Raw genomic sequence first — 19,620 nt, forward strand, 5'->3', positions numbered from 1 at the left:
ACTCGGCCACCACCCTTCCATTCAGCCTCGAAACCAATTATGAATCCTGATCTACTACTTGCCTATATACAGCAGAAACTGGGCGAGGCCGCCTTTCAACAGGGCCTTTATCACGCTATTATGGCTTTTTTAGTAGCTAGCTTCGTTGCTGTAGTGTCAATTCCCGTGATCATCAAGATCACGGAAATGAAGTCGCTGATGGAAAGCCCTGATGACGCCCGTCGCGCCCATAAAGTGCCAACCCCTACGTTTGGCGGTGTGGCCATCTTCGCCGCTGTGCTAATCAGCTATTTCATCTGGCCTATCGACGACCCGCAGGATCTGTACCGCACCAATCTGTCGATCGTGGGGGCAGCCATTCTGTTTTTTATTGGCATGAAAGACGACTTGGTGGGCATTGATCCGAACAAGAAGATTCTCTTTCAATTATTGAGCGCCTCCAGTTTGATTTTCCTGGGCGACCTGAAACTAGATTATCTATACGGCATCATGGGTTTCCACCACATTGCCGATGTGGTTAGTATTGCGCTCACCTGCTTCGTCTTTATTGCGCTCACCAATGCCATCAACCTGATTGATGGTATCGACGGGCTGGCGGGGGGCATTGCCACCATTGCCTGTCTGACGTTTGGTAGCTGGTTTCTACTCTCTGAACACTACGCCATGGCTACGATGGCCTTTGCGCTGTCGGGTGGGTTGATTGGTTTTCTGCGGTTCAATTTCTCGAAGACCAGTAAGATTTTTATGGGAAACACCGGCTCGTTACTGATCGGCTTCTTCCTGGCCTTTTTTGCCGTTCGTTTTGTTAATCTTAACGCCGCTTATCGGTTCGAGCCGCGCGCTTTTTTCAATGCACCAATCATCGCCATCGTCGTCCTGATCGTTCCCATTTTCGATACGCTACGGGTGTTCATGGTTCGGCTATTGAATGGAAAATCACCTTTCTCCGCCGACCGGAATCACATGCACCATATTCTGCTCGATAATGGGCTGACACACGCTGGCGCCACAATGGTTCTCTGCGGCGCGTCCTTGCTGAATACGTTGCTGTTTCTTTTTCTGCACCAGAATATCTCAAACACGATCTCGCTCATTATTTTGATCGCGTCTTTCTTCGGCTACCTGTTCATCGGATCGCTGCTGAAAATGCGGGCCGTCTACATGTCAACTCACCCACGTCGCCGTATGGCTGCGTTGCGCCGCGAGTTTCAAAACGCTGTTACCGGCCGTGATGGCCGTCGTATCACTGACCTTCTATAATTGGCAAAACCGGGTACGTTGGCGAGGCATCAGCTTATTACCCAGTCATAAAAAGAGCGCCCCGAATTATTCGGGGCGCTCTTTTTATGACTGGCCAGTTGACTAGACAAGCATTTTCATAGGGTCTTCCAGGAAACCTTTCAGCGTTTGCAGGAAAGCAGCGCCTGTTGCGCCATCAACTACGCGGTGGTCGCAAGAGAGCGTCACCTTCATTACATTGGTAGGCTTCGGTGTTTCACCATCGAAAACTACGGTTTGCTTGATGGCCCCAACGGCCAGAATGCATGAGTCGGGTGGGTTGATGATGGCCGTAAACTCGTCGATACCAAACATACCCAGGTTAGAAATCGAGAAAGTGCTTCCCTCCCATTCTTTAGGCTGTAGTTTCTTATCTTTTGCCTTACCGGCCAGTGTTTTCACCTCACCAGCAATCGTTGACAGTGTTTTCTGATCGGCATTACGAACTACCGGCACCAGCAGTCCTTCATCGACCGCTACGGCCACGCCAATGTTCACGTAACCATACTTCCGGATCTTATCGCCCAACCATGACGAGTTCACGTTCGGGTGTTGTTTCAGCGCCAGCGCCGATGCTTTGATCACGAAATCATTAAATGATATTTTGGCAGTAGCCACTGCATTCACCTGCCCACGTAATGCCATTGCCTTATCCATGTTGATTTCCATGGTGAGGTAAAAGTGTGGCGCGGTGAACAGGCTTTCGCTCAGACGACGGGCAATCGTTTTCCGCATCTGGCTAACAGGGACGTCCTCATAGTCTCCGGCGGGTGCTGGGGCAGGCTGAGCAGCCGGAGCGGGCGCCGCAGCAGGGGCAGGTGCTGGAGCGGCTTGTGGCTGCGCGGCGGGTTTGGCAGGGGCAGCCTGGGGATTGAACGATTCTACGTCGGCCTTAATAATGCGACCGTCAGGCCCGGTGCCCTGAATCTGTTGCAGGTCGATACCTTTCTGCTCGGCAATTGCCTTGGCCAATGGTGAGGCTTTAACCCGACCATTTGCTTCATGCCCGTTGTCTGTCGACGCAGCTGGCTGGGCCGGTGATTCTGTCGCCGCAGGTACGTTGGCAGGGGCTGGTTCGGCGGGAGCGGCGCCACCACCAGTACCGTCGATCAGCACTTTGAAGTTAGCGCCCTTTTCGCCTACAACTGCAATAACGGCGTCGACAGCGACCGATTCACCTTCTTTAACACCAACGTAGAGGAGCGTTCCTTCTTCGTAAGCCTCGAGATCCATGGTTGCTTTGTCGGTTTCGACCTCAGCCAGCACATCACCCGATTTCACGGTATCACCTTCTTTCTTATGCCACGCCACAATGGTGCCTTCCGTCATGGTGTCACTCATTTTCGGCATGCGGATCACCGTGGCATTTACAGCTTCGGCGGGGGCCGCCGACACAGCTTTAGGATCAGCCATGTTGGTATTCACCTGCGATTGGTCCGCATTTTTGGGGGCCGGGTTATCAGTGGGTTTCACCGTGGCCTCTGCTGTAGGCGCAGGGGCTACCTCAACGCTTCCGCCCGAATTACCGGATAGCAGCGCCTGAAAATCTTCGCCTTGCTGGCCAATCACGGCAATAACGCCATCAATCGGTACAGCCTGACCTTTTTCTACACCAATAAAGAGCAATGTACCTTCATCATAGGCTTCGAGATCCATGGTTGCCTTGTCGGTTTCGACTTCAGCCAGCACATCACCCGATTTCACGGTATCGCCTACTTTTTTATGCCACTCTGCGATCACACCTTCAGTCATGGTGTCGCTCATTTTGGGCATGCGGATTAATTCTGCCATATACAATCGGGGAGATTCAACGTATCAACAACGAAGCATCAAAATTAGCTGAAAAAAGTCTCAAGTTTCAGGTTGTTTCAAGTTTAGGGGCTTTGCCTACCAACCTACTGGTTAATAAACAAAGCCCCTAACTTGAAACAACCTGAAACCTGAGCCGGTTACACCCATTCCCAGCGATGACGCGGCCGCCGGCCGGTACCCGGCGTCTGACGCAGAAAACGGGGGCGCCTGAACCGTAACACCATCAATCCCAATAGTTTCGGTACGGGCTGCCCTTTCTGCTCACGCGTTAAATCGGTGGAACCCGTGATTGGGTCGGCACTGGCGTAGCTGGCAGCAGCCAGCAGTATCTCGGCCAGTGAGGGTGCATTCAGAAAGGATTCTCCAACGCGCGGCCCCCAGGCAGGATTGATTTTGTCGATATCGGCCAGTTCATTATCCTCACCAATGGCTACAACCGACGAGTTTTTGGTTCCGGGCAATCCCTTCAAGCGGCCAGGCAGAGGTCGCGTCAGGTAATTGATCACGTCGCTCGACAGCAGCATTTTATACTGATGCGGATTGGTCAGCAGTTCTTTGTAGGCAAGTACCCGGTATAGGTACGTGCTGGTTTCGCGGTACAGCTTCAGGCTGAAATAATTATTTTCCCGTTGCTGAATCATGCTTCGCTGTATATGGCCAATTCCTCCGTTGTAGGCGGCGGCAACCAGCGCCCAGGAGCCCAGTTCATGGTGCAGATCGCGAAGCAATCGGCAAACAGCCACGGTTGACTTGGCCAGGTCATAGCGCTCATCAATGTCGCCGTTGACGATCAGCCCCAGTTCGCGGGCCGTTTGGGGCATCATCTGCCAATAACCAGAAGCTCCTTTCGGCGACACGCAATCATTAACGAGGGCACTCTCGGCCAGCGGAATGTACCGGAAATCAGACGGGATGTCGTAGCGACGTAAGACAGGGTCAATGATTGGGAAAAAGATAGCCGCACGTTTCCGAATGCTATACAGCTCTTCGCGCTGTGCCTGGCACTGCATTAAGGTACGCATCCACTGACGCGACACATACGCATTGTCAATCGGCACTGCTTCACCACAAAAATAGATAGGAACAAACCGACGGGTCGTGTCGGCGTTCAACATGAGGGGCGTATTTAATCGACTGGAAATCGCCACCGAGTTATCAGCTTGTCGGCTAGTGTCGAAGGGCATGGCCCGATCGATCAGCGTGGAGACATCGGCTGGCTTAGCCAACGTCATCAGAGCAGAGAATCCTACGGTTTTTATCAAAATGTAACGTATTTGTTGACGGTCAAAACATTTTGGCAACTCCACTAAAGCAGAGATAAGGCAAAATGACAGACTGCAAAAATACCTAATTTCGACGGCTCCTCCTAGTAGTTGTTCTGCGAATTATCCAATGGCCAAGGGAATTCATCTAGGAAAAACCCAATTTTATTGGTTACCAGGGCTTCTCAGGGCTTTTTTACCTTCCCATTGGCCAAATCGACAGGGCATTTATTTTGATTTAATGGCCCACAAAAAATTATCCTCTCACTCTCAGTCCACAGGGTCCTTATCGTCCAGGTACGTCTGCTCGCCAATGGCTGTTGCATCTGGTATGGCCTCATCATTTTCAGATTGGCTGGTCATCAGATTAGGGTCTAACTGCGGGACTTCGGTACGTTCGGCTGCTGTTTCGTCCTGCTGCTGATTGCGAGCCATTGTGCCCACGACGCCCTGATTCTGATCAACGCCTGCCTCGTATTCGTTTGGGTTGGTTTCCATACCTATTGAGTTTATTGTCTCAACATTAACTCCAGGCAGGTCTAAAAGTTAACGAGGCAGGGCCATCAACAAGTCAATGCCTGCCGTTGCTGCTCCGTGGAAACTGATCGAGGGGATTGCCTGGTTTTGCTGTGTTGGCTTTTGTAAAGCGTAAGCGGCGGCGTGTTACCAGGCGAACCATAAAGAAGATCAGTAGACAGGCAATCAGCGCAAAGGCGAAAAGGGGTAATAACACGGTCAGAATAGACAGGATCAGCGAAGCGGCATTCTCGCCCGTCGCTACAATCGGATTAGCCAGGCCACCTGTTGTTGTAACAGAGCCAAGCCTCAGCAGACTGGTACCAGCCTGAATTAAACCGGCGGCGCCGCCACCCAGCATCAGACTCATTGCCCAGCGGGTCATCTCGTCGTTGACTCGCAAAAAAGATGTCGACAGCAACGTACCCGCCACAATAGCTACGGGCATAGCAATCGTATCAAGCGCATTATCCAGCCAGGGTACGTAATACGCACCCAGTTCGAAGGCAGTGGCAATAGATAACCCAATGATTGCTGACCAGCTTCCAATAAATTCGTAGCCCGGCATAGTCCCGATCAGGCCTAATTTTGTGCCCAGTGCAGCGACCAGCATAGGCACGAAAATCCGAAAGCCGCAACAGGCAGCCAGGCCAAGCCCTACACATGCACCCAGTATCCAGTCTATCATGATCATCAGGGAGAATTAGTTTCCTGAACTTGATAACTCAATATTGCTGTTAGTGGTGAGACGAATGACCTGTTCTGTCGAAATTTTTTTCCAGTGAGCGACGAAAAGAAAAGCGCCGATGCGCCGGCCGCCGGGCGGCTATTTGATATAGCGATCCTAAAACGCCTGTATGCCTTTGTGAGACCCTACCAGGGCCGTTTTTATGTATTAGTGGGCGTTATTCTTCTAGGAGCGCTGTTGGCCCCTGTTACCCCGCTGCTCATCCGGCGCACTATCGACACCCAGATTGCCAGTTCTGACTACTGGGGTTTAACCGTTATGCTGAGCCTGATGGTAGGCGTACTGGTCATTCAGGCATTCATTCAATTTGCCAACGCCTACCTTTCTGGCTGGATGGGGCAGCACGTCATTCGCGACATACGGGTGCAGCTGTACAATAAAATTCTTGGCCTTCGGCTAAAGTTCTTCGACAACACACCGATTGGGCGGCTGGTAACCCGCACTATTTCTGATATTGAAACGCTGGCCGATGTCTTCACCGAAGGTATGGCGGCTATTGCCGGTGATATTCTTCAGCTTGTGCTGATCATCGGTGTTATGTTCTACACCGACTGGCGGTTGGCCAGTATCAGCCTATCGATGGTACCGCTGATGCTATTCAGCACCTATGTGTTCAAGGAGAAGATCAAGGCCTCCTTCAACGAGGTACGTACGGCCGTGGCCAACCTGAATGCGTTCGTGCAGGAACACATTACGGGGATGAACATCGTTCAGATCTTTAATAGTGAACACATCGAAGCGCAAAAGTTTCGGGCTATCAATCAGGTGCATCGCAACGCCAATATTCGATCTATCTGGTACTATTCCATCTATTTCCCCGTGGCCGATATTCTGGCGGCGGCCGGTACGGGGCTCGTTGTTTGGTATGGTGCCCGCGAGATATTGAATGAACAGGTAACGTTTGGTACGGTCACTGCCTTTGTGATGTTCATCAACCTGTTTTTCCGGCCCATCCGAATGCTGGCTGATCGGTTCAATACGCTACAGATGGGTATTGTCAGCGCCGATCGAATACTAACCCTGCTGGACAGTACTGATTACACGGTCAATGAGGGCACCTATGCCCCTGCAAATCTGAAAGGCGATGTCTCATTTGATCATGTATGGTTTGCGTACAATGATGACAATTACGTGCTGAAAGACATTTCGTTTCAGGTACGTACTGGTGAAACAGTGGCTTTTGTTGGGGCTACCGGGGCAGGCAAATCCTCGATTATTAACTTATTGAGCCGGTTCTACGATATCAACCGGGGGAAAATCACCATCGACGGGCACGATGTTCATGCGTACGAATTGGCCGCCCTGCGCCGTCAGATCGGCGTTGTGCTTCAGGATGTCTTTTTATTTTCCGATACTATTGAGACCAACATTACGCTGGGCGACCCAACCATTAGTCGGGAGCAGATTGTTGAAGCGGCCAAACTGGTAGGCGTTCATGACTTCATTATGCAGTTGCCGGGCAATTATGCCTATAATGTGCAGGAGCGTGGGGCCACGCTATCAGTTGGGCAACGGCAGCTTATTTCATTTGTCCGGGCTATGGTCCAGAATCCACGAATCATTGTGCTCGACGAAGCCACATCATCGGTCGATACCGAGACGGAAGAAATGATTCAGGAAGCGATCAGCAAGCTGATGAAGGGCCGCACAGCCATCGTTATTGCCCACCGCCTGAGTACCATCCAGAAAGCCAATCAGATCATTGTTGTCGACAAAGGCGAAATAAAAGAACAGGGCACCCACGAACAATTGTTACAGCACGAAGGCTTTTACGCAAACCTCTACCGGATGCAGTATAAAGAAGTTGTTTGAATGGCGTAAATGGATATATTAGCGACTCTCAATGTTAATCGTGGCACGTTATGGGGCTACTTCGATTTTTACTTGCAGCGATGGTCGTGTTTGTTCATGCAGGCCAGTTACCTGGTTTTCCGACCATAGGTGGCAGTCTGGCCGTGCAAACGTTCTATATCATCTCAGGCTTCTACATGGCCTTGATCCTTAACGAGAAATACGTCTCGCAACCGCATGCTTATCGGCTCTTTCTGACAAACCGCATCCTGCGTTTATTACCTGTCTATTACGTGGTTATCAGCCTGACCCTGCTGATGGGAATTGCACTCGGCGTGACTACCGGCCATCGGGAGCTGGAATTTTTTCGGGCGCTACGAGACAACTACGATCAATTGTCGGTGCCAACAATTGCGCTTCTTGCCTTTACCAACCTGACGCTGATTGGCCAGGACTGGCTTAGCTTCCTGACCATCGATCCTGCCACAGGTACATTGGCGTTTACCGACAACTTCAATCAATCACCGGTTAACCTGAATAGCCTGCTGCTGCTACAACCAACCTGGACGGTCAGCCTGGAACTGACCTTTTACCTCATCGCTCCTTTTCTGGTGCGTCGGCGCAGTTGGGTGTTGGTGCTGGTCATGGTGCTCTCGGTGGCCATACGCTTAGCTTTACGCCACTTCGCCCACCTCGATTCTATGGCCTGGAGCTACCGTTTCTTCCCATCCGAACTGTTGTACTTTGTGGCCGGTGCCTTGGCGTATAGAGGGTATCGTACGCTCAAAAACCAGCAGTTACCAAGCTGGTTATGCCCATTAGCCGTTGGGCTGACGCTGGTCTATACCTGTTTCTTCGGTCTCATTCATCAGCAACTCACCCAGCTTGGTGTACCCGGCAGTTTTTCATCGGGTAGCTATCGGGTAGTAGTGGCCGTTTGTCTGCCCTTCATTTTCCTGTACACCAAACACAGCCGAATCGACGCGAAGATTGGCGAATTGTCGTACCCCTTATATATCGTCCATTTTCTGGTGGTGGAATCGCTCATGTCCTGGCAAATCGGCGGCGCCTATGTCAACCTATATGCCTTGGTACTTTCGATTGGCGTAGCCTACACGCTCAATCGATTGGTAGGTGAACGGATTGAGCGCGTTCGGCAACGTGTTTTTGATCGCAATACGGCGGTGAAACCATCGCTGGCCTAGGCCTTGCCCTCGTCCAGGCCCTCTGCTTCGTCGTCCAGTCCAGCACCGGTGATGCCTTCGCTGGTCACTTTCTGCGGGTCACCGACAGGCGGGGCTGCTGGTGGTGCACCTGCCATACCGACACCGCTCCCATCCAGGGCATAAGCCAGGGCATTTGCCAGGTCATCGCCCGGTGTGGTTCCTTCTTCAGCCGTAGGCTTTTCCAGGCCGGATGGATTTATATCGTCAGGTACGTTCGTTGTTTCCTGGTTGGTTTGGTCAATCACCTGTTCATCGGCATTGGGATCATTTTCCATGCCGGTAGGTACGTTACGAAGGTCTTTATTTGGCTGGCTGTTCATAAAAATAGGGCGTTTAGTACCTGAACCTCAGCGATAGGCTGTGGGCTCAAGTACTAAACGCCAAAGATCAAACCAGTATATAAACCCCTAGCCTACGGTCTTGGAGTGCCAGTTGTATCGGCAGGTTCGGGCACCACAACAGGTGGTGGAACAAACAGCGAGTCGGCACCACTATCGGCACCGCCAGTTGAATCTGATGGTTCCTCGCCGGCCCCTTCAAGATCGTCGTAATCAGAAGCACAGTCTTGATACTGCTTCTGAATATCGACCGTTGCTTTGGGGAATGGCCCCTGCAAATCGCGAAACCGTGGATCGGCATACACTTTTTCGAGGAACCCGCCTACCAGTGGCAATGCCGTTTTGGCCCCTTCGCCCAGGTCCGTTGATCGGAAGTGGATGCTTCGGTCATCGCCACCAACCCAGGCACCGACCACCAGTTTGTCAGACACACCTACGAACCAGCCATCCGAGTTGTTGGATGTTGTGCCCGTTTTGCCGCCCATTTGGTGGTTGCGTTTGAACAGATCGAACGACCACAGGTTCTGCGACGTACCACCGCGTTCCTGCAAACCGCCCTGGAGCATATACAGCATCAGATAAGCTGATTCTGGGCTGATCGCCGGCCGACGTTCCTGCTTGAATGACTCGATCTCCGTACCGTTCCGGTCTTCAATACGTTGCACGATCATGGGTTTTGTGTACTGCCCTTCATTCACGAAGGTGCAGTATGAGGCCACCAGTTCATACAGCGATACATCAGATGAACCGAGCCCTACCGATGGCACTGCCGCCAGTTTGCTGGTGATCCCCAGCTTATGCGCGTATTCCACGACCCGCTCGGGGCCAACCATATCCGTCAACTGGGCCGTAATGGAGTTGACCGAGCGGGCCAGCGCCCGGCGTAGCGTCATATTCGAGTACGAAAAGCCGCCCGACGAGTTTTTAGGCTCCCACACTTTTTCTTCGCCATTCTCGGTGTATGGTTTGCGGAAAGGCTGGTCACGGATCCGGTCGCAGGGCGTCATGTTGAAAGCCGTATCATCAATAGCCGTTGCGTATACGAACGGTTTGAAGGTCGACCCCGGCTGTCGTTTCCCCTGCTTCACATGGTCATATTTGAAATAATCGTAGTTGAGCCCACCTACCCAGGCCCGTATGAAACCCGTATGCGGGTCCATGGCTACCATACCTGCTTGCAGAAACTTTTTATAATAGGCTATCGAGTCATAGGGCGTCATGTTGGTCCAGCGAGGCCCTTCCCAGTCGAAGACTTTCATGCGCTGCTTTTTGACTTTCATGTAGTAATCGACCGAGTCGGGGTACAGCTGAAAACGTTTCACCAGGCCCTTGTACCGTTCAGTCCGACGAGCCACTGAGTCGATAAAGCCAGGCAGTTCTTCGCCATTCTCATCGGTCCAGGGGTTGCGGTCGCGCCAGTGATTGTTGAAGGTCTTCTGTAGTTTCTTCATCCGCTCCTGCACGGCTTCTTCCGCATACTTCTGCATGCGCGAGTCGATGGTGGTATGAATTTTCAGGCCATCGGTATACAGGTTGTACCCGTTTCGGTCGCCCCATTCGGTCACAAAATCGACTACCGCGTTTTTCAGGTAACTGGCCGGGCCGGCATACGGATTTTCAGGCGTGTAGTCTGTTTTGAGCGGTAAATCACTGATCGAATCGGCCTGGGTTTTCGTCAGGTACTTGTATTTAGCCATCTGGCCCAAAACAATATTGCGGCGCGCCAGTGAATTCTTGGGATTTTTCAGCGGGTTATAGTACGTAGTCGCTTTCTGCAAACCAACCAGCACAGCCCCCTCCTGCACGTTCAGGCTGTCGGGGGCTTTATTGAAGAAGGTTTTAGCGGCTGTTTTCAACCCAAACGAATTCTGGCCGAAATCGACCGTGTTGAAATAATACTTCAGAATTTCTTCTTTCGTGAAATTCCGCTCCAGCGTCAGCGCCATCAGCCACTCCTTCGACTTGTAAATTACTTTTCGCACAAATGGCACCCGGTTGAGCAACCCGTCGGTGGTACGTCGGCGGGTTTTGAACAGATTTTTAGCCAGTTGCTGCGTAATGGTTGAGCCGCCCCCTTCGCTGCCCAGGCTAAAGACCACGCGCCCGATCGCCCGCGGGTCAATACCGCCATGATCGTAAAAACGGGCATCTTCTGTAGCGATCAGGGCCTGAATCAGGTGCTTTGGAATGTTTTCGTACTCAATGGGCGTCCGGTTCTCTGCGTAGAACTTGGCAATCATCTGGCCATCGAGCGAATAAATCTCTGAGGCCTGATTCAGTTTGGGATTGCGCAGATCCTCTACACTTGGCATGGCGCCAGTGAGGTAGAGGAAGTTTGTTTGTAACACAAAGACGTACCCAATCAGGAAAAGCAGCAAGAACAGGCTGTACTTCGCTAAACCACGGACATACGGGTAGTACCAACTGTCGGGATCAATGTACTGATGCACAAAAGCCCGAAACTGCTCGCGCCGGGCCATCAATTTATCTTTCCAGGTTTCTACGCGCTCCTCGCCAACAAGGCGAACAACGTGGCTGCCTAACTGCTTCCGACGGCTTCGTATCCGTTGCCGGAATTCGCCAAACGCGTGCCTAACCGACCGAAGCCGGTTCATCTCTTCACTCATACATCAACGATTGGTACTGACAGGGCTAACTGACCGCTAAACGCTCGGCCAACGATGAGCAAAGATAACGCAAACAAGCCCTATTTTAGTGAAAAAGCCCTCCAACCAACCTGTTTCCAGATTGGTTGGAGGGCTTTCAAGTTTCAGGTGACAAGTTTCAGGTTTCAAGTTTCAAGTTTCAAGTTTCAAGTTTCAAGTAGCTCCGCTTGGGAAACAATGCTTCAAGAGCGGAGCTACTTGAAACTTGAAACCTGAAACCTGAAACTAAATACTTATTTCTTCTGAAACGTCATGGCCACACCATTCATGCAATAGCGCAGGCCAGTGGGCTTAGGTCCATCATTGAATACGTGTCCCAGGTGACCGTCGCAAACAGAGCAAAGCACTTCATCGCGCTCCATACCATAGCTGTTGTCTTTAGCTACTTTCACCGCGTTTTTAGCGATCGGCTCGTAGAAACTAGGCCACCCCGTGCCCGACTCGAACTTTGTTTTCTCGGCAAACAGCGGGTTTTTACAGGCCGCGCAATAGAACGTACCATCTTCATGTACGTTCAGTAAGGGGCTGGTTCCGGCGCGTTCTGTTCCGTGTTCGCGCAAAACGGCGTATTGGTCGGGCGTCAGGATCTTCTTCCACTCGGCATTGGTTTTAACAACCCGTTTGCCACCCGGTGGCGTTTGCCCCTGCTCATACAGCGCGTTGGTCTGTTTGGCAGCGGAGTTGGTCTGGCAAGCCAGCGAAATGAGTATAGCAATGGCCGTAAGGCTACTGATGATAAGTTTCATGGGGTTCGTTATAAATCGTCATTTATATAAACGTAAAACGCCAATATTCAGTTTTTCACCACCAGCCAAACACCGGCCAAAATCAGGCCGATACCAAGCAGGCGCCAGCCATTAGCCGGATGTTGCGTGAAGCCAAGCAGGCCATAATGATCGAGCACCACAGCCGCCAGCAATTGCCCGGCCACACTTAGGCTCACCAGATTAGCCGTCCCAATCTTGGGTACAGACAAGATGACGGTGGTTACGTACACGGCCCCAATGACGCCCCCTGTCCATTTCCACCACGCCAGTGACCGAAGTGTAGCCATTGGCGGCACCATCCCACCGGTGCTCAGATGCACCATCAACAGCGTGAAAAAGCCAGTTCCGAACGAAATAAGTGACGCCAGCAGCGGATTAGTCAAGGCCAGTCGCAGGTTAGAATTGACCCCGGCCTGGATAGAGATGGCAATGCCCGTAAGGAAAGCGAGAACAAGAAAGACGTAATGCATGAGCGTAATAAGCAGATCAGCCGCAAGGTACGGTGCGCCAGGTTGCCCTTTATCGTGTTTTCTCCCACCAGCGCACATATTGATCCTGCTCGAAGGGATTAAACTGATTAGTCAGCAGCACGGCCTGCGATGCTACGTTGGTTAAGGCGGTCTCGGCCGTTACCCGATCAATACCTGGCTGCGCCAGTGCCCAGGCCGTCAGACCGCCAACGATCTCGGTCATGTAGCCGCGTCGCTGAAAGGCCGGGTACGTGCCATAACCCAGTTCTACGGTTTGCTCTTCATCGGGCGCCCCTTTAAACTTTATATCGGCCACAAACTGATTCAATTCCCGGTCGAGGGCTACCCAGATGGTATCATAAATGGGCTGACGGGCGGGGTTCTGCAAAAATGGAATGGTGAAGGCCTGAATGATACTCCGCAGTGGCTCTGCCACCTCGCGGTGCCCAGGCCGGGCGCCCAGTTCATCTTCCAGCAGCGTACCACCGGCAATGTGCAGACGTACCTGATCGAGGGTCAGCGGAATGAGGGTCAGACGGGGCGTGTCAATCATTGGTCAGGGTATGACTTTCCAAGCGACCAGTTAATCAATTCCTATTAACAAAAACTTGGAAATCAGAGACAGGACCAGCAAACAGATAACCTTTCTGAATTTTTCGTCCATAAAATTCTGTTTCATTTTCGACCCATCCAGTTTCACTCCTGATGGTCGTGGTCTCGTCTTCAAAATCATTCGTATTAAAGAGCAATACACCTGACACATCACGTAATTCTTGTTCGGTAAGACTACTTTGTACTTTCTCTGCGATGTAACGAAGAGCTGCCTGCTTGTCCTTGTCAATCCATTTAGCAGCGGCTAACAAGTCCCAAGCAATAGCTTCTTCCGGCAAGACAAAAGCGAAAAGCACAAATTCTTCGTCCTGTTCCTGTTCAATAGCAACGAACAATTTTCCGAGTTTTTCTATCAGCGACCTCATAGTATTTGCAGTATCTTTTTGGCAGCTACTATCATTGTCCGGGCTGAAGCGGCATTAGCACTTCCTGCTATGGCGTAACGAAGTTCAGGCTTCCACTGTTTTACAGCCGACCACTCTGTTAGATAGCCCGATTTAATTTTTCCTTCAACACCTGAGAATCGCAAAAGCACTTCAAAGTCATGTACTTTCAAACTTTGTAATCCTTGAAATTCGCTATTCGTTTCTGGGAAACCCTGCCATTTTAACGTTCGGCAGATGCGTAATTTCAACCCGATTTCAACAGCATATCCACTTAAATAACTGGCTCCGTCATACCGATTTGCGGCTAACAGTATCTCAGCATCCTTTAAACGAGCGGTAGCAATTCGACGTAGTTCCTGTTTAGAGATCATTGTCGAAATATACGGATTTATCTAGTGTTGCCTTTGCACCTTACCTTCGGGCATTGATTTTACCGGGGTGGCCTCAGTTATTAGAAACGTCGCCCGATCCAATTATGCCTATCATCACTCGGAAAAAGCTGGTTTATCCAATCAGGTCGACCCTGCGGACGTACCTGACACAGTATAACCGTGAGCACAACCTGCCTATTCAATACACCGATCTGCTTCGGTACGACAACTCAGCGGCGCTGTTCGACAACCGGAACCGCGATACGCTTTGGGAAACGGTCTACTACCCGGCATCGGAAGCCAATGAAATACTGACCGCGCTGAAACACATCTACGCCATCCTGAAAGCCGACGGCGATATGTCGGTAACGGGGCACCTGACCATCGACCGGGTAGATCTGTGTTGCTATGGCAATACGTCACCGTTTCGGGTGCGGGTGCGGAATCTGGTCAACGATAACTTCGACTATTTCTACATCAAAAATGCCGATGCCTCCCGTATCTACGGGCTTGAGCTAGAGCACATTCTATCGCCTAACCGCATCAGTTACCTCACAAGCGGGCAGACGCTTATCGAAGAACATATTGCGGGCATTCCTGGCGATATGTTCTTTGAACAGCGCATCAATGAGGAAGGCCTGAACCCCGTCCGTTTATGTAAGGAGTTTGTCAAGTTCAACGAACGGTGCTTTGTGCGGCTGCTGGGCGATATGCATTCCAGCAATTTCGTGATCGATGTGACCCCCGATTTCGATGAAGTTTATTACCGGATTCGGGCTATCGACTTCGATCAGCAGTCGTACGAGGGGCGTAAGTCAGTGTATATGCCGCAGTATTACCGGCAGAACCAGCCAATCATCGACTTGGGAACCAGTGTTTTAACCCCCGAAAGTGTTCGTCAGTACCAGATCGAAGAACGGTCGCTGATGGCCGGTCGACTTCGTGTTGAACAAACCCGGATTGGCGACCTGATGGCCGCCATGCGGTTCGATCTGATCGCGCCGGAAGAAAACGTAACCCAACTCATCGACTCCCTGAACAGGCACTATGGCACAACCCGTTTCGATGGCTGCCGTACCATGGGCGACATTGTCTGGCGCAGCCTGGAACTGGTCACCATGCATTAAAGTCAAGGTCAGCGTGTGGCGCGTCATGAACCGGTCATTCATTATCATTCACTGTTATTTTACTACGGCTACCATTGGATGACCAATTCATGACCCGCAACACGCTGACAACCACTACTGTGCCGCTTACTCACAACCAATGGCCTTCTTATATAACCTGCTCATTTTTCTGTATTCGGTGCTTATCCGGCTGGCCGCTCCAGTCAATCGGAAGGCGCGTCTATTAGTTCAGGGCCGAAAAAATTGGCGGACCCCCTTTGTCGATAAGCCACTTGATCTAACCCGGCCCGTCGCCTGGTTCCATGCAGCCTCGCTGGGCGAGTTCGAGCAGGGTCGGCCCGTGATCGACGCGTTCCGGGCAACGTACCCAGCCTACCAGGTAGTTGTTTCTTTCTTTTCCCCGTCGGGCTACGAGGTGCGAAAAAACTATGCCGGGGCTGATGTGGTAACGTACCTACCCGCCGATACGGCCACTAATGCCCGCGACTGGCTAGAGCAGGTCCGTCCGTCCATCGCTTTCTTTATCAAGTACGAATTTTGGCACCACTACCTCCACGCGCTGCGCGCCGGCAACGTACCTACCCTTTCGGTATCGGCGATCTTCCGCCCCAACCAGTTGTTTTTCAAACCATATGGCCAGTTCTACCGGAATATCCTGACCTGTTTCGATCACATACTGGTGCAGAATCAGGAATCGGTGTCGTTGCTGGCATCCATTGGCATTTTGCCCGTTACACTGGCTGGCGATACCCGTTTCGACCGGGTAGCGCAGGTGGCGGCCACCAAGCGGGCCATCCCCGAAGCAGCTTCGTTTGCAGGCAACTGGCCAACGCTGGTGATAGGTAGTGCCTGGGCGGCCGATATGGCCGTGCTGATCCCGGTACTGAACGCGTTTACCCAACCCCTGCGGGTGCTTATTGCGCCCCACGAAATTCATGACGCTGCCATTGAAGGCTGGCGAACCTTGCTGACGGCCCCGTCGGTACGCTTTTCCGCGCTTGAAGCAGGTACGGCCGTTGCGGAAGAAGTCCGGTATCTATTCATCGACAACATCGGCATGCTCACGTCGCTCTATCAATATGGTAGCCTTGCCTACATTGGCGGCGCGTTTGGCAAAGGCCTGCATAACTGCCTCGAAGCCGCTACGTTTGGCCTGCCCCTGCTGTTCGGCCCCAACCACCAGAAATTTCAGGAGGCAGTTGATCTGGTTCGGCAGGGCGGTGCGTTTCAGGTACGTTCGGCCGATGAATTAACCGCCGCCCTGACCCACCTATACACAAACGCCCCGGCACGCGCGCACGCCGGGGCTGTTTGCCGTAGGTATGTGGTGGGCAATGTCGGTGCTACCGATCTGGTTATGCAGACGGCAGCGGGGTTGGTTCGCTCACCAGCATCTTGATAAAATAGCCCCCCACCACCGACCGAGCCTGAAAACCAACCTTGTGTCCGTTAGTAGTTTCGTGCCAGTCGTTCAGGGGTACCCGTTGCGGGCTTTCGTTGACAAAGCGTAGAATCGGGCTAATCAGGGCCTCAAATTCAGCTGGTTCATCAGACAGTGTGGCCGTCCAAACAATCCAGTCTGATTTGGTATAGGTACGCCGGCTATCGAGCGGTAGGCCAAATGGTTGCTGCTTTGTCAGATAATAGGCCAACTCCTGCCGGGCCACTTCTTCCGGAAAAATATTGAGCCCCAGCAGTTTATCCCACACTAAATTATACTTCTGACTCCAGGTTCCGGGGGCACCAAAGGCTAAGGTGTAGTGGTCGCCGGCAGGATCTTTCGCCAGTACCATCCATTCTTTAGCGAATCGTTTAGCCAGCGTCAGGTGTTCCGTTTCGGCCTCCCGATCGCCCAGTTTACCGGCCAGATAGCCATAGCTGGCAATAGCCATGATCGCTTTAACACTGAGGTTGGCATTGCGCGCCAGATGCCCCGCAAAATCATCGGTACAGAGTTGGTTCGTCGGGTCGAAACCGTGCTCTTTCAGGTACGTTACCCAGGTTGTCAGGGTTTGCCAGTGGCGACGGGCGTAGCTGGCGTTTCCCTCTACATGCGCCAGAGCGGCAGTCAGAATAAGCATATTGCCACACTCTTCAACCGGCATATCTTCGTGGTAGGTCTGCCCATTGGCAACCGGGTACGTCCCGACATCGTGTGCCGCAAATGGTTTGGTCCAGCGGCCGCTTTCCGAATAGTCGAAGATGGGTTCCATCATCCCCTTCAGCAGCGTTGGATTGTATTTCAGGAAAAGCGGTGCCGACGGATAGGTGACATCGACTGTACCGATAGACCCATTGGAAAAATTCTCTTTGGAGAAGAAAAGCGGTTGCATTGAATGTTGCCCACCGGTCGACGCAGCCACTAGTTTATGCGCTGACACCGCCTGCCGGTAGGCAAGTACGCACAGATCGGCATAAGCGGTCCCGCCGGCTTTAACGGCATCGTTGTAGAGTTGGCTGTCGAAGCTCGAACAGGTGGCTCGCAACGTCTGGTAGTCTGTTTCAGCGTCTTGCAGGGCCTGTTCCATGGTTGTATTGCCATAGCGCCGCCACCAGGCATTCAGCGGGGTGCCCACGTACTCGATCGACTTCACATCGTCGTAGCCAATTAGCAGATGCCGTTCTACTACCTCAGTAGACACCGTCCCCACATCAAATGACGTGGCCAGCACAACGGCGTTCCCGGTAACGATAGTAGCCCGGCCCCCAATCCGAATGTCAGATACGGCACCCTCGCGCTCAAACTGATTCATTGAGCCCGCCAAGGTGCCGATCCGGTGGCTGGTGCTACAGCTGTCGCCCTCGGGGGGAGCAGGGGCAGCTACATACAGATTCCCCCAGTCGATACGTACATTATCGCCTTTTTTGGCCAGAATAGCCTGTTCTGCCGTGCCTACCCGTAACCAGTTCAGCACGGGCTTCTGGCCAGACCGGCCCGCTTCGGTTCGGCCACGGCGCCAGGTCACTGGCTGTCCGGGATGATCGACGGCAATGTCAGACGCCGCGTCCTGATACAGCTCTACCGTGTGCGGATGCCCGTCTATGGAACGTACCTGATACGTGATATACTGTACTGGCCTCGACAATACATCAAGGTTATTGAGCAGCAGCGGAGCCATAAAAGTGACCGTCAGGCCAACGCCCCCCGCTTCAAACGTGTACATCGATTGCGTGGCCGACAATTGTCTATCTGTTTGATTAGCGGTCAGAAAATCCATTGTCCGCTCCTGCAACAGGCTCAGGTCGACGAAACCCGGCCCGGAAAAATTCTGACTGTGAAAGGCAATCACGTTCCGGCCCGGCCGAAGCAGGTCGGCCATTGGCCGATCAACTGTTGTCAGGTCATAATTAGGCGCTACGCCCCGCGCCCCCGTTACCCGTTCGCCATTGATAAACAACTCGTATGCATCGTTGTAAGCGGCACTGACCAGCAACCGCCCGGCAGGTACACGGTCGAGGACTAGCTCGCGCCGTACCCATATGTTTTGATCTGCCCAACGGGTGCGGTCGGTGGGGCGTGATCCAAACGGCGCTTCGCCGGTCAACCATTGGCTATCGTCAAACTCAGGGTGCATCCAGTCATCGGTGCCGGGCTTTTCGGTCTGGTACCGAGCGACATACGGGGCACGCTGGCCCCCTTTCATGACGGTATTTCCAACGAATGTGGGCCGACCCATAAACCGAAAAACCCGGCCATCGACCCGGATCAGGCCGTTTAGCTCATGGGGGCGCCCGGTCCAGTGGCGGGTAGGCTGCTCGGTCAGTTCATCACCAAAGGCCCAGATACTGGTATACGGATCGACTGTCAGTAGGGGTGTTGCCGGTGGTTTCAGCGCGGAGCTGGCCGCACCAGCAAGCGACAGGGCCTGTCTGCTGATCAGGCGGTTTTTGAGCTGAATCAGCCCGTTGAGACGATACATAGTTACGGTGTATTTACTAAGTGCACGTGGTTGTGCAAATGTAAATAACTGAGAAAAAACTATATCACCTATAGGTTATATTTTTTAACTATTTTAATATAAAGTAGCATTGGCCGCCTGCAAACCACCTCACAGCCTGTTCAGCTGTCGGCTGGGTGTTCAGTGAGCGGCACTACCGTTCGGCTTACTAGCTATTTTTGTGCGTACCGTACCCGCAGGGGATACGGTGTGGGCAGTCCGTTTGGGGGAGCGGGTAGCCTATCAGCGCTTCGCCATTCATTACCTGACTTGACGGCAATGAACCAAGCGCTGGTTAAAACTGTACACTCA

General features: G+C 52.4%; 17 protein-coding genes. 5 read left to right on the top strand and 12 right to left on the bottom strand.

What is annotated here, in order from left to right:
• The first annotated feature begins 39 nt into the window (after positions 1-39).
• Positions 40-1,260: a glycosyltransferase family 4 protein gene (locus ACAW75_RS23925; RefSeq protein ID WP_370731304.1), complete on the top strand. Its 1,221-nt coding sequence runs from the start codon at positions 40-42 to the stop codon at positions 1,258-1,260.
• Between the two features lie 102 nt (positions 1,261-1,362).
• Here ACAW75_RS23925 and ACAW75_RS23930 read toward each other — a convergent pair whose 3' ends face one another.
• The 4 genes from ACAW75_RS23930 to ACAW75_RS23945 form a co-directional block, all read right to left on the bottom strand.
• The gene (locus ACAW75_RS23930; protein ID WP_370731305.1) at positions 1,363-3,069 is read right to left on the bottom strand and encodes a pyruvate dehydrogenase complex dihydrolipoamide acetyltransferase; all 1,707 of its coding nucleotides are present in this window, start codon (positions 3,067-3,069) and stop codon (positions 1,363-1,365) included.
• A 158-nt stretch (positions 3,070-3,227) separates the two neighbouring features.
• A complete protein-coding gene (locus ACAW75_RS23935) occupies positions 3,228-4,352 on the bottom strand; it encodes a lytic transglycosylase domain-containing protein (protein ID WP_370731306.1) in 1,125 nt (374 codons plus the stop codon).
• Positions 4,353-4,622: 270 nt separating this feature from the next.
• A complete protein-coding gene (locus tag ACAW75_RS23940) occupies positions 4,623-4,850 on the bottom strand; it encodes a hypothetical protein (protein WP_370731307.1) in 228 nt (75 codons plus the stop codon).
• A gap of 73 nt (positions 4,851-4,923) precedes the next feature.
• Positions 4,924-5,556: a DUF4126 domain-containing protein gene (locus tag ACAW75_RS23945; protein WP_370731308.1), complete on the bottom strand. Its 633-nt coding sequence runs from the start codon at positions 5,554-5,556 to the stop codon at positions 4,924-4,926.
• 93 nt (positions 5,557-5,649) lie between these two features.
• Here ACAW75_RS23945 and ACAW75_RS23950 point away from each other — a divergent pair, with 93 nt between their 5' ends.
• Together ACAW75_RS23950 and ACAW75_RS23955 are read left to right on the top strand one after the other, a co-directional pair.
• Positions 5,650-7,428 (top strand): ABC transporter ATP-binding protein, encoded by a 1,779-nt coding sequence (locus tag ACAW75_RS23950; protein ID WP_370731309.1) that lies wholly within the window; start codon positions 5,650-5,652, stop codon positions 7,426-7,428.
• A 50-nt stretch (positions 7,429-7,478) separates the two neighbouring features.
• Positions 7,479-8,612 carry an acyltransferase family protein gene (locus ACAW75_RS23955; RefSeq protein WP_370731310.1) on the top strand — a complete coding sequence of 378 codons (1,134 nt, stop codon included), beginning with the start codon at positions 7,479-7,481 and terminating at the stop codon, positions 8,610-8,612.
• Here the strand turns inward: ACAW75_RS23955 and ACAW75_RS23960 are convergent.
• From ACAW75_RS23960 to ACAW75_RS23990, 7 genes are all read right to left on the bottom strand, one after another.
• A complete protein-coding gene (locus tag ACAW75_RS23960; RefSeq protein WP_370731311.1) occupies positions 8,609-8,953 on the bottom strand; it encodes a hypothetical protein in 345 nt (114 codons plus the stop codon). The two genes, ACAW75_RS23955 and ACAW75_RS23960, sit on opposite strands and share 4 nt — an antisense overlap.
• Before the next feature lie 92 nt (positions 8,954-9,045).
• Positions 9,046-11,598, bottom strand: a complete 2,553-nt coding sequence (locus ACAW75_RS23965; protein WP_370731312.1) for a penicillin-binding protein 1A — start codon at positions 11,596-11,598, stop codon at positions 9,046-9,048.
• A 272-nt stretch (positions 11,599-11,870) separates the two neighbouring features.
• Entirely contained in the window at positions 11,871-12,383 is a 513-nt protein-coding gene (msrB, locus tag ACAW75_RS23970) for a peptide-methionine (R)-S-oxide reductase MsrB (RefSeq protein WP_370731313.1), read from the bottom strand.
• A gap of 47 nt (positions 12,384-12,430) precedes the next feature.
• On the bottom strand, positions 12,431-12,874 hold the full coding sequence (locus ACAW75_RS23975; RefSeq protein WP_370731314.1) for a DMT family transporter: 444 nt from the start codon (positions 12,872-12,874) through the stop codon (positions 12,431-12,433).
• A gap of 49 nt (positions 12,875-12,923) precedes the next feature.
• Positions 12,924-13,427 (bottom strand): GNAT family N-acetyltransferase, encoded by a 504-nt coding sequence (locus tag ACAW75_RS23980; protein WP_370731315.1) that lies wholly within the window; start codon positions 13,425-13,427, stop codon positions 12,924-12,926.
• Positions 13,428-13,461: 34 nt separating this feature from the next.
• Positions 13,462-13,851, bottom strand: coding sequence for a hypothetical protein (locus ACAW75_RS23985; RefSeq protein WP_370731316.1), 390 nt, complete (start codon positions 13,849-13,851; stop codon positions 13,462-13,464).
• Positions 13,848-14,243 (bottom strand): hypothetical protein, encoded by a 396-nt coding sequence (locus tag ACAW75_RS23990; protein WP_370731317.1) that lies wholly within the window; start codon positions 14,241-14,243, stop codon positions 13,848-13,850. Before ACAW75_RS23990 ends, ACAW75_RS23985 begins: the two co-directional genes overlap by 4 nt.
• Before the next feature lie 104 nt (positions 14,244-14,347).
• On the opposite strand from ACAW75_RS23990, the gene ACAW75_RS23995 reads away from it, so the two are divergent.
• Positions 14,348-15,370 (top strand): hypothetical protein, encoded by a 1,023-nt coding sequence (locus ACAW75_RS23995; protein ID WP_370731318.1) that lies wholly within the window; start codon positions 14,348-14,350, stop codon positions 15,368-15,370.
• A 139-nt stretch (positions 15,371-15,509) separates the two neighbouring features.
• Positions 15,510-16,769, top strand: coding sequence for a 3-deoxy-D-manno-octulosonic acid transferase (locus ACAW75_RS24000; RefSeq protein WP_370731319.1), 1,260 nt, complete (start codon positions 15,510-15,512; stop codon positions 16,767-16,769).
• Here the strand turns inward: ACAW75_RS24000 and ACAW75_RS24005 are convergent.
• Positions 16,726-19,290, bottom strand: a complete 2,565-nt coding sequence (locus ACAW75_RS24005) for a glutaminase family protein (protein ID WP_370731320.1) — start codon at positions 19,288-19,290, stop codon at positions 16,726-16,728. The two genes, ACAW75_RS24000 and ACAW75_RS24005, sit on opposite strands and share 44 nt — an antisense overlap.
• Between the last annotated feature and the right edge of the window lie 330 nt (positions 19,291-19,620).

Origin of the sequence: Fibrella arboris (assembly GCF_041321095.1) — a bacterium.
GTDB lineage: Bacteria > Bacteroidota > Bacteroidia > Cytophagales > Spirosomataceae > Fibrella > Fibrella arboris.